This window comes from Cupriavidus sp. 05T313 (genome assembly GCF_056396665.1).
Map to the genome: position 1 here is coordinate 1 of NZ_JBFTLX010000254.1, position 10196 is coordinate 10196.

At 65.2% G+C, this 10196-nt stretch carries 7 protein-coding genes and 1 tRNA gene; 5 read left to right on the top strand and 3 right to left on the bottom strand.

The genetic code is table 11. The annotated features are described in order from the left end of the window. Window positions 1-2313 (bottom strand): NADP-dependent malic enzyme (locus AC1DKD_RS34365; RefSeq protein WP_477112226.1); only part of this gene is annotated, 2313 nt, incomplete at its 3' end. 264 nt (window positions 2314-2577) lie between these two features. Next, a complete protein-coding gene (locus tag AC1DKD_RS34370) occupies window positions 2578-3183 on the bottom strand; it encodes a DUF4136 domain-containing protein (protein ID WP_441628182.1) in 606 nt (201 codons plus the stop codon). A gap of 300 nt (window positions 3184-3483) precedes the next feature. On the opposite strand from AC1DKD_RS34370, the gene pepN reads away from it, so the two are divergent. The 4 genes from pepN to AC1DKD_RS34390 all read left to right on the top strand — a co-directional run bounded on the left by pepN (window position 3484) and on the right by AC1DKD_RS34390 (window position 7998). After that, on the top strand, window positions 3484-6183 hold the full coding sequence (pepN, locus tag AC1DKD_RS34375; protein WP_477144275.1) for an aminopeptidase N: 2700 nt from the start codon (window positions 3484-3486) through the stop codon (window positions 6181-6183). Window positions 6184-6310: 127 nt separating this feature from the next. Further along, complete coding sequence (locus tag AC1DKD_RS34380; RefSeq protein ID WP_045238606.1) at window positions 6311-7327, top strand: class 1 fructose-bisphosphatase; 1017 nt, start codon at window positions 6311-6313, stop codon at window positions 7325-7327. Between the two features lie 346 nt (window positions 7328-7673). Then, window positions 7674-7749, top strand: a tRNA-Thr gene (locus AC1DKD_RS34385). A gap of 66 nt (window positions 7750-7815) precedes the next feature. Further along, entirely contained in the window at window positions 7816-7998 is a 183-nt protein-coding gene (locus AC1DKD_RS34390; RefSeq protein ID WP_441628160.1) for a GrpB family protein, read from the top strand. Between the two features lie 116 nt (window positions 7999-8114). Here AC1DKD_RS34390 and AC1DKD_RS34395 read toward each other — a convergent pair whose 3' ends face one another. After that, window positions 8115-8801: an HAD family hydrolase gene (locus AC1DKD_RS34395; RefSeq protein WP_441628162.1), complete on the bottom strand. Its 687-nt coding sequence runs from the start codon at window positions 8799-8801 to the stop codon at window positions 8115-8117. Between the two features lie 549 nt (window positions 8802-9350). Between AC1DKD_RS34395 and AC1DKD_RS34400 the strand changes: the two genes are divergently transcribed. Continuing rightward, complete coding sequence (locus AC1DKD_RS34400) at window positions 9351-9890, top strand: hypothetical protein (protein WP_477102434.1); 540 nt, start codon at window positions 9351-9353, stop codon at window positions 9888-9890. Window positions 9891-10196: the final 306 nt, after the last annotated feature.

Genomic DNA, 10196 nt, shown 5'->3' on the forward strand with positions numbered 1-10196 from the left:
CGCGTTGGCTTCCGCCACCGCTACCGCCGTCATATTGACGATGCGGCGCGTGGTGGCTTGCGGGTTGAGGATGTGCACCGGCTTGGCCGCGCCCAGCAGGATCGGACCAATGGTGACACCCTGTCCGCCCGTGATCTTGAGCAGGTTGAAGGCGATATTGGCCGCGTCCAGCGTCGGCATCACCAGCAGGTTGGCGCTGCCAGCCAGCTTGGTGCCAGGCAGGAAGTGGCGGCGTACATCCTCGACCAGGGCGGCGTCGCCCTGCATCTCGCCTTCCACTTCCAGGTGCGGCGCCTCGCGGGCCAGGATCTCCTGGGCCGCGCGCATCTTCCGGGCCGACGGCCGGTTCGACGAGCCGAACATCGAGTGCGACATCAGCGCCACCTTCGGATGCTGGCCGAAACGCGCGATTTCCTCGGCAGCCAGCTGCGTGATGGCGGCCAGTTCCTCGGCGGTGGGGTCGTCATTGACGAAGGTGTCGGTGATGAACAGCGTGTACTTCTCAAGCATCAGCGCGTTCATCGCGGCGAACACCTTGGCGCCCGGCGCCAGGCCGATCACGTCCCGCACGTGCTCCAGGTGGGCTTCGAAGCGGCCCACGGTGCCGCACAGCAGCGCGTCGGCGTCACCCATATGCATCAGCATGGTGCCGATCAGCGTATTGGAGCGGCGCAGCGCCACCTTGGCCATGTCGGGCGTCACGCCGTCGCGGCCGCGCAGCGCGTGRTAGGCCTCGTGGTAGGCGCGGTAGCGCGGATCGTCTTCCGGGTTGATCAGCTCGAAGTCCRCGCCGGCCTTCAGGCGCAAGCCCGCTTTCTCGATGCGCATCTGGATCACGTGCGGGCGGCCGATCAGGATCGGGCGCGCCAGGCCTTCGTCCACCACGGTCTGCACCGCGCGCAGCACGCGCTCTTCCTCGCCCTCGGCGTAGACCACGCGCTTGGGCGCGGCCTTGGCGGCCGTGAACACCGGCTTCATGATCAGGCCGGTATGGTAGACGTACTGGGTGAGCTGCTGGCGGTAGGCCTCCAGGTCCTTGATGGGACGCGTGGCCACGCCGGATTCTTCAGCGGCCTTGGCCACCGCCGGCGCGATCTTCTCGATCAGGCGCTGGTCGAACGGCGTCGGGATAATGTAGTCGGGGCCAAACTTCAGTTCCTGGCCGCCATAGGCGGCGGCAACGGCGTCGTTCAGCTCGGCTTCGGCCAGCTCGGCAATGGCCTTGACGCAGGCCAGCTTCATTTCCTCCGTGATCTTGGTGGCGCCGCAATCGAGCGCGCCGCGGAAGATGTACGGGAAGCACAGCACGTTGTTGACCTGGTTCGGATAGTCCGAACGGCCGGTGGCGATGATGCAGTCCGGGCGGGCGGCCTTGGCCACTTCCGGGCGGATTTCCGGTTCCGGGTTGGCCAGCGCCAGGATGATCGGCTTGTCGGCCATGGTCTTGACCATCTCGGCGGTCAGCACGCCGGCAGCCGAGCAACCCAGGAACACGTCGGCGCCGTCGACCACGTCGGCCAGGGTGCGGGCCGAGGTTTCCTGTGCGTAGCGGGCCTTGTTGGGCTCCATGTTGGCGTCGCGGCCGACATAGATCACGCCCTTGGAATCCACCACGGAGACATTGGTGCGGGTCACGCCCAGGCTCACCATGGTGTCCAGGCAGGCGATGGCCGCCGCGCCGGCGCCCGATACCGCCAGCCTGACCTTGGCGATATCCTTGCCCACCACCTTCAGGCCATTGAGCAGTGCCGCCGCCGAGATGATGGCGGTACCGTGCTGGTCGTCGTGGAAGACGGGAATATTCATGCGCTCGCGCAGCTTCTTCTCGATGTAGAAGCACTCGGGCGCCTTGATGTCCTCGAGGTTGACGCCGCCCAGGGTCGGCTCCAGCGCCGCCACGATCTCGACGATCTTGTCCGGGTCGCGCGCATCGAGTTCGATGTCGAACACGTCGATGCCGGCGAATTTCTTGAACAGGCAGCCCTTGCCTTCCATCACCGGCTTGCCGGCSAGGGGACCGATATCGCCCATGCCAAGCACGGCGGTACCGTTGGTGATCACCGCCACCAGGTTGCCGCGCGAGGTGTACTCGGCGGCCATCGCCGGATCCTTGGCGATTTCCTCGCAGGCGTAAGCCACGCCGGGCGAGTAGGCCAGGGACAGGTCGCGCTGGTTGGACAGTGCCTTGGTCGCGGTTACCTGGATCTTGCCCTTGGTCGGGCTGCGGTGGTATTCCAGCGCGGCCAGGCGCAATTGCGCTTCAGGACTATTGGGGGCATGTTGCGGTGCATCACCGCCGGTCTTGCTGGTCATTATGCTCGTCCAGGAAGTGGCCCAGCCAGTGCCCGCCGGGGCCACGCAGGTCGTATCCGGCGTGCTTGCCGGAATCTTCCATTGCAGCTTTCAAAAACGGGCGCCGGCGGCTCGGGCCGAAAAATCGAGCCGTCATTCTAGCTCACGCAAGCCCGGCGCGAAGCCCCTCCCAGAGGTGCATCCRGRGTTTTARGGCCTTTCGCCGGGCAATTCAGTTTTTACCCGCGCGCGGGCAATGCCCAGCCTCCTCCATTTGCCTCATGTCTACTTGTCATTCGGATCCAGCGGCAATGTCACCCGCCGGGAGCGGCCGCTCTCGCCCGGAAACTGCACGAAGGCGCTGCGGATCAGGTACGGCATCGCCGTCTGCAGGGACGCGTTCTCGTCGCGGTGTTGCGCGGTAACCTGGTACACACGGCGCCCCGTAGCCGCATCCTTGAAGAACACGCGCAGCGTGGACTGCGTCACCGGCACATCGCGCACGACGGTTTGCGGCGGCCAGTAGCCCGGACCGCCCCAGCCCCAGGGTCCCCAAGGGCGGTAGTAAGGCCCCCAGTACGGGCCGCCATACCAGGGATCAGGGTACACGGTCTCCTGCACCCGCATCAGCCCCGAGTTGCTGTCGTATTCCATATTGACGAGGTAGTGCGCCTGCGGGCGCGCCACCTGTTCGAAGCCGACCCCCGTCAACGCCTGCGCCAGCCATTGCTCGTAGGTCTGGTCCTCGAACCGGCCCTCCTTGCCTGCCCCGTGATCAAAGGCATAGGTGCGCGGCGGATCGTTCTGCCAGTTGCCCTGGCTGAAGGCCGTCACCTCCGTGGTGACGGTGCTGGCGCAGCCGGACAGCAGCGCCACGCCAAGCAGGGCCATGCCCGCCACCAGCCTGCTGCCGCGCAAGCCCCTGCCGGCCAGCCGGCTCCATTCCCTGCAAAACCATAGTCCGGTCATGATGCCCCCACACCGATTGTTGTTAGCCACGTGATTCAGACCGTGCCGGGCGGGCGAAATTCCGCGGCGCCGCGGCGCATCCGAGCCGTCGTCCCGCCGCTTGGCTACAATGGGTTTTTCAGTGCCTGGGCGCGCGGCCCGGCAGGGGCTGCGCCCCTCCCTCCCCCCGTGCCCATGGCGACCAAGCCGCCCAAAGTGGCCCACAGAGGACAGGATTCTTCCATGCTGCGCACCGACACGCCCGTTACCGTCCACCGCAAAGACTATACTCCGCCGGCCTTCGCATTTGAGCRCGTCGACCTTGTGCTTGAACTCGATCCCGCCCGCACGGTGGTCACCAATACCTTGCGTTTCACCCGCCAGGGACCGGGCCCGCTGGTGCTGGCCGGCGAGGAACTGGAACTGGTCGGCGTCAGCCTCGACGGCAAGCCGCTGGATGGCGCGCGCCAGGAAGCGGACAGCCTGACCCTGCCCGAACTTCCCGCGCAAGGCACGCTGGAAATCGTCACCGCCTGCCAGCCGGCCGCCAATACGTCGCTGTCCGGGCTCTATGTGTCCAACGGCAACTTCTTCACCCAGTGCGAAGCCGAGGGCTTCCGCAAGATCACCTATTACCTGGATCGCCCCGACGTGATGTCGACCTTCCGGGTCACGCTGCGCGCGCAACGCGCGGCCTACCCCGTGCTGCTGTCCAACGGCAACCTGATCGGCGAGCGCGAGCTGCCGGRCGGGCGCCACGAAGCCGTCTGGGAAGACCCGTTCAAGAAACCCGCCTACCTGTTCGCGCTGGTGGCCGGCAAACTGGAGTGCATCGAGGAACGCATCGCCTCCGCCTCSGGCAAGGAAAAGCTGCTGCAGGTCTGGGTGGAGCCGCAGGACCTGCCCAAGACGCGGCACGCCATGGATTCGCTGATCCACTCGATCCGCTGGGACGAGCGGCGCTTCGGCCTGGAGCTGGATCTCGACCGCTTCATGATCGTCGCGGTGGGCGACTTCAACATGGGCGCGATGGAGAACAAGGGCCTCAACATCTTCAACACCAAGTACGTGCTGGCCAACGCCCAGACCGCCACCGACACCGACTTCGGCAATATCGAATCGGTGGTCGGGCACGAGTATTTCCACAACTGGACCGGCAACCGCGTGACCTGCCGCGACTGGTTCCAGCTCTCGCTCAAGGAAGGCCTGACGGTATTCCGCGACCAGGAATTCTCGGCCGACATGATGGGCTCCGAATCCGGCCGCGCGGTCAAGCGCATCGAGGACGTGCGCATGCTGCGCCAGGTGCAGTTCCCCGAGGACGCCGGCCCCATGGCGCATCCGGTGCGTCCCGACAGTTACGAGGAAATCAACAACTTCTACACCGTGACGGTGTATGAAAAAGGCGCCGAAGTCGTGCGCATGTACCAGACCCTGCTGGGCCGCGATGGTTTCCGCAAGGGCATGGACCTGTACTTCCGGCGCCATGACGGACAGGCCGTGACCTGCGACGATTTCCGTGCGGCCATGGCCGACGCCAACGGGCGCGACCTGACCCAGTTCGGCCGCTGGTACAGCCAGGCCGGCACACCGGTGGTTACCGTGCGCACCGCCTGGGATGGCGCCAACGGCAGCCTGACGCTGACGCTGTCGCAAAGCTGCCCCAAGGTGGGCATCGAAACGCATCCCGGCACGCCGGACAAACTGCCTTTCCACATCCCCTTTGCGCTGGGCCTGATCGACGCCGACGGGAAAGACCTGCCGCTGCAACTCGAAGGCGAAAGCCAGCCCGGCGCCACCACGCGCGTGCTGGACTTCACCGAAGCCGAGCAAAGCTTCCGCTTTGTCAACCTGCCGCGCGGCGCCGAGCCCCCGCTGGCGTCGCTGCTGCGCGACTTCTCCGCGCCGGTCATCGTCGATGCCGACTACAGCGAGGCACTGCTCACCTTCCTGCTGGCCCACGACAGCGACCCGTTCAACCGCTGGGAAGCGGGCCAGCGCCTGACCACGCGCGCCCTGTTGCAACTGGTGGCGCAGTCCCAGGCCGGCCACGAGCTCAACCTCGACCCGGCACTGGTGGCGGCACTGCGCACCGTGCTCAACGATGCGCAACTCAGCCCCGCCTTCCGCGAACAGACGCTGACGCTGCCGGCCGAGGCCTACCTCGCCGAGCGCATGGGCGTGGCCGATCCGGCCGCCATCCACCGCGCGCGCCAGTTCATGCGCGAAGCGCTGGCGCGTGCGCTGAAGGCCGACTGGCTGGCCGCCTTCGAAGCCAATGCCACGCCCGGCGCCTACAGCCCGGACGCCGTGTCCGCGGGCAAGCGCGCACTGCGCAACCTGGCACTGGGCTACCTGGCCGACAGCGGCGACGCCGCCATGCAGGCGCTGGCCGAGGCGCAGTACCAGGCCGCCGACAATATGACGGACCGCTTCGCCGCGCTGAGCGCGATGGTGAACACCTTCGCGCCGGGGCGCGAAGCCGCGCTGGCGGATTTCTACCAGCGCTTCGAGCAGGACGCGCTGGTGATCGACAAATGGTTCTCGCTGCAAGGCATGCAGCGCGGCACCGTCGGGCCGCAGGCCGCCGGCCACGCAGGCAAGCGCACCATCGAGACCGTGCGCGCGCTGATGCAGCACCCGGCCTTCAACCTGCGCAACCCCAACCGCGCGCGCTCGCTGATCTTCAGCTTCTGCGCGGCCAACCCGGCGCAGTTCCATGCCGAGGACGGCTCGGGCTATGCCTTCTGGGCCGAGCAGGTGCTGGCGCTGGACGCCATCAACCCGCAGGTGGCCTCGCGCCTGGCGCGGGTCATGGACCGCTGGCAGAAATATGCCCTGCCGCTGCGCGACCGCATGCGCGCGGCGCTGGAGCAGGTGGCCGCGGCCAGCGACCTGTCGCGCGACGTCCGCGAGATCGTCAGCAAGGCGCTGGCGGCGTAACGCAGCACAGCGGTTGGTGGCGGATGGCGGGCCCCCGCCCGCCCGCCACCGGCAGGCCGCGGGCCCGCCCCAGTGGCCGGCCGGGCTGGCGCCCATGTAGAATTGCCGYCATTCAAGGAGAATCCCCATGAGTCGCATCAGCCTCACCCGCTACCTGGTCGAGGAGCAGCGCAAGCACAACACGATCGAGCCCGAACTGCGGCTGCTGATCGAAGTGGTGGCGCGCGCCTGCAAGGCCATTTCGAATTCCGTCAGCAAGGGCGCCCTCGCCGGCATCCTCGGCTCCGCCGGCACCGGCAACGTGCAAGGCGAAACCCAGCAAAAGCTGGACGTGATCGCCAACGAAGTCCTGCTCGACGCCAATGAATGGGGCGGCCACCTCGCCGCCATGGCCTCGGAGGAAATGGACAGCTTCTACGAGATCCCGAACCGCTATCCCAAGGGCGAATACCTGCTGCTGTTCGATCCGCTCGACGGCTCGTCCAACATCGACGTGAACGTGTCGATCGGCACCATCTTCTCGGTACTGCACATGCCCAAGCCGGGCCAGACCGTAACCGAGACCGACTTCATGCAGGCCGGCAGCCGCCAGGTCGCCGCCGGCTACGCCGTGTACGGCCCGCAGACCACGCTGGTGCTGACCGTCGGCAACGGCGTGCACATGTTCACGCTGGACCGCGAAGCCGGCAGCTTCGTGCTGACGCAATCCGACGTGATGATCCCGGAAGACACCAAGGAATTCGCGATCAACATGTCCAACATGCGCCACTGGGCCCCGCCCGTGCGCCGCTATATCGACGAATGCCTGGCCGGCGACGAAGGCCCGCGCGGCAAGAACTTCAACATGCGCTGGATCGCCTCGATGGTGGCCGACGTACACCGCATCCTCACGCGCGGCGGCATCTTCATGTACCCGTGGGACAAGCGCGAACCGGAAAAACCCGGCAAGCTGCGCCTGATGTACGAAGCCAACCCCATGGCGATGCTGGTCGAGCAAGCCGGCGGCGCGGCCACCAACGGTGTTGAGCGCATCCTGGACATCCAGCCGGAGAAACTGCACCAGCGCGTGTCGGTGATCCTTGGGTCAAAGAACGAGGTGGAACGCGTCACGCGCTATCACCAGGAAGAGAAGACGGCGGGCTGATTGCCGCCAGCGAGCAGCACGCGTTGAAAGGAACGGGGCCAGTCGCTGGTCCCGTTTTTTTTATGCTTTGTCCCTGTCCCGCACGCCAACAGACAACGCACCCGCATGTGGCCGACATCGTCGCAGACGGTTGGTGCGGTCGGTCGCTGCATCGCGAATAACCTCCGCTGCATCCACCGCGGTGATCGTGCTGGCCTGAGCCAAGAACGCCATCCGAATGGCCGCGGCGCCACCCTGAGGCGGCAACCGCAGTTCGCTCCGAGGATTTTTTTGGCGCAGGGGTTCACAGGAAAAATAAACGCTGCTATTATTGCGGGCTCGTTCGGGTTGTCTTACGAACGATGTGGCCGAAGTAGCTCAGTCGGTAGAGCAGCTCATTCGTAATGAGAAGGTCGGGGGTTCGATTCCTCTCTTCGGCACCAACAGATTCAAGCACCTAGCCCAGCCATCGCGGTTGGGCTTTGTTGTTTCTGGGCTTCATGTAGCCAGTGGTACGGTCTTGGCCGCCATGCAACGATATCGTCCGGCACCTTGCGTTTCGGGATTGCCTTCGCCAGAACGCCGACGTCGCTCGGGCCTACGATCAGGAGAAGGCACGATGCCAGCGGCTGCACCCCAATGACTCGCACGCCTACGGCGATTGCAAGGATCGCCTGGATCAGAGAGGTTGAAACACGGGTGCTCGCGGCGCTGAAGAATCAGTAAAACCGAAGCGCTCACGCCGGCGCGACCAACATACGTACAGGCGCGGCGCCGGGAAGCCAGTGGGCTCGCCCGCGCCCGCCGCTCAGCCCGCCACCAACGCGAGGACCGGCGGCAAGTCGCCAAAGCGGGCTGCGGCTATTGTGGCTTCCTTGCCCGTATCGCGGTGCCCGTAACCCCACCCGGCGAACACCGACGGTATGCCGAGCGCCCTGGCGGCCAGCACATCCACGCGATTGTCGCCAATCATCACAGCACGCTGCTGAAGCAGGCCGGCACGCGCCAGGGCATGTTGAAGGTGCACCGGGCTCGGCTTGCAGCATGGGACTGTATCGGCGCCGCAGACTACGTCGAAGAATGAGAGAACGCCGAGTTCCTCAAGAATGTGGATAGCTGCGGCCTCGATCTTGTTGGTGCATACCACCAGGCGCCACCCCTCTCCAGTCAGTTCAGCCAGTACCTTCCTTACCTCCGGATATAGCCGTGTCTCCGCTACGGGTGCATCCAAATAGCCCTGGATGAACGACGAGGATTCGTCATCCCCGATCTCGGCGCCGCGCAGTTGAAACGCACGCGACGCAAAGACCCTGAGCCCGTCTCCGAGCAGCGTGGTCGCCTCGGCGACTGTCAAAGGCTGGAGGCGTCTTGCCTGCAGGAGCAGATTGATCTGCGCCGCAATATCCGCGGCGGCATCGATGATCGTCCCATCCAGGTCGAAGATCGCAACCCGCGCAGGCAGCTCGTGACGATAGCAGGCAGGCGATTCGGTCATGTGATTCCATTTCCACTCAGATTCCAGCTCCGGCGCGCTCTCGGAACGCCCGGTCTGCCTGGCGAGCCAATTGCACTATCAGGCAAAACATACACGTCGAAGAAAGATTGCGACCAGGCAAATCGATTGAAATTACCTTTGAAAATATTCATTTAATTTCAATCCCGATACTTGTTGCCACATCCTGGCCCATCCGGCGCGCGGAACGCTCCTGCCGGCCGCGACGTTGACAACCGCTTGCCCTCCAATCCCCTCCATAGGCTTAGAGCGTTCGACGGATTGAATCGACCGCGCCGGAGCACCAGACTGGTATCACGATAAGTACAACCACGGACCGCCCGACCGGGTGGCCGCGAAATATGACGAACCGGCCGGCAAGCACGCGGCACGAGTTCGCGTTTGCCACGCAACCGGGGGAACACCATGCATACCGCTGCCACCTAGGGCTACCGGCGCCATGCCGGACTCGCGCAGGATGGCTGGACCCACGCGTCGACTGATGCGCGCCCAGCCCGCCCACAGCCACGAAAAACAAGAAAGGAAGCGGCCATGGATGCCTATCCAGTCCCTGGCGCGGCGGGATATCGCCTTTTTCCGCGCGGACTGCTCATGGTGTTTGCCTTGTGCGCATCAATGTGGAACGTACCCGTGCGCGCGGACGATGCCACGCCGCCGGAGGCCCCGGCGCCCGCCTTCAGCCCGCAGGTCTGGCTGAACGCAGGGTTTCTCTCGTATCACTTCAATCACACGGCGCACTACAACGCGTACAACTGGGGAGTCGGCGCCGATTTCCGCGTGAGCGAGGATTTCACCTTATCCGCCGGCGAGTACCGCAACAGCATGCGCGAGCACTCTACTTACGCGAGTCTCTCCTGGCAGCCCTTGCACCTGGGCCCGCTCCGGATCGGCGCGATGGCCGGCGCGGTGCGCGGGTACCCGGACATCAATCATGGCGGCTGGTCCCCGATGGCCGCGCCGGTCATCAGCATCGAATACGGACGCCTGGGTGCGAACCTGATCTATGTCCCAACCATGCGGGGCAAGGTGGACGGCTGCATTTCGCTGCAGATCAAGATTCGGGTCTGGTAGCACTGTGGAGCCGAAGCCGCAAAAAAGAAGCGCCGCATACAAAAGCATGCAGCGCTATGGAAAGAGGGCCAAGGGGTCGGGCCCTCATCGGGGATACCACCCCGGGGAGGAGCGGTATGTGGCTACTTTAGCGAGTAGCCATGCCCCGACATGCCAGCCCTTTCCTAATCTACAAGGAGAAATTTCTGCAAAATGAGCCGGGAGACTTGCGCGCAACCTGACCAAGTGGTCATGCCCCTGGCGCGGCCAACCGGCTGCCAGCTGCCGGCGGAGCGCAAAACGCCGCCAGGCAGCGGGTTTCAGACC

Bases quoted from the DNA above. Each gene is read 5' to 3' on its own strand.
- AC1DKD_RS34370 (WP_441628182.1), bottom strand. From the start codon at position 3,183: ATGGCCCTGCTTGGCGTGGCGCTGCTGTCCGGCTGCGCCAGCACCGTC.
- AC1DKD_RS34380 (WP_045238606.1), top strand. From the start codon at position 6,311: ATGAGTCGCATCAGCCTCACCCGCTACCTGGTCGAGGAGCAGCGCAAG.
- AC1DKD_RS34395 (WP_441628162.1), bottom strand. From the start codon at position 8,801: ATGACCGAATCGCCTGCCTGCTATCGTCACGAGCTGCCTGCGCGGGTT.
- AC1DKD_RS34400 (WP_477102434.1), top strand. From the start codon at position 9,351: ATGGATGCCTATCCAGTCCCTGGCGCGGCGGGATATCGCCTTTTTCCG.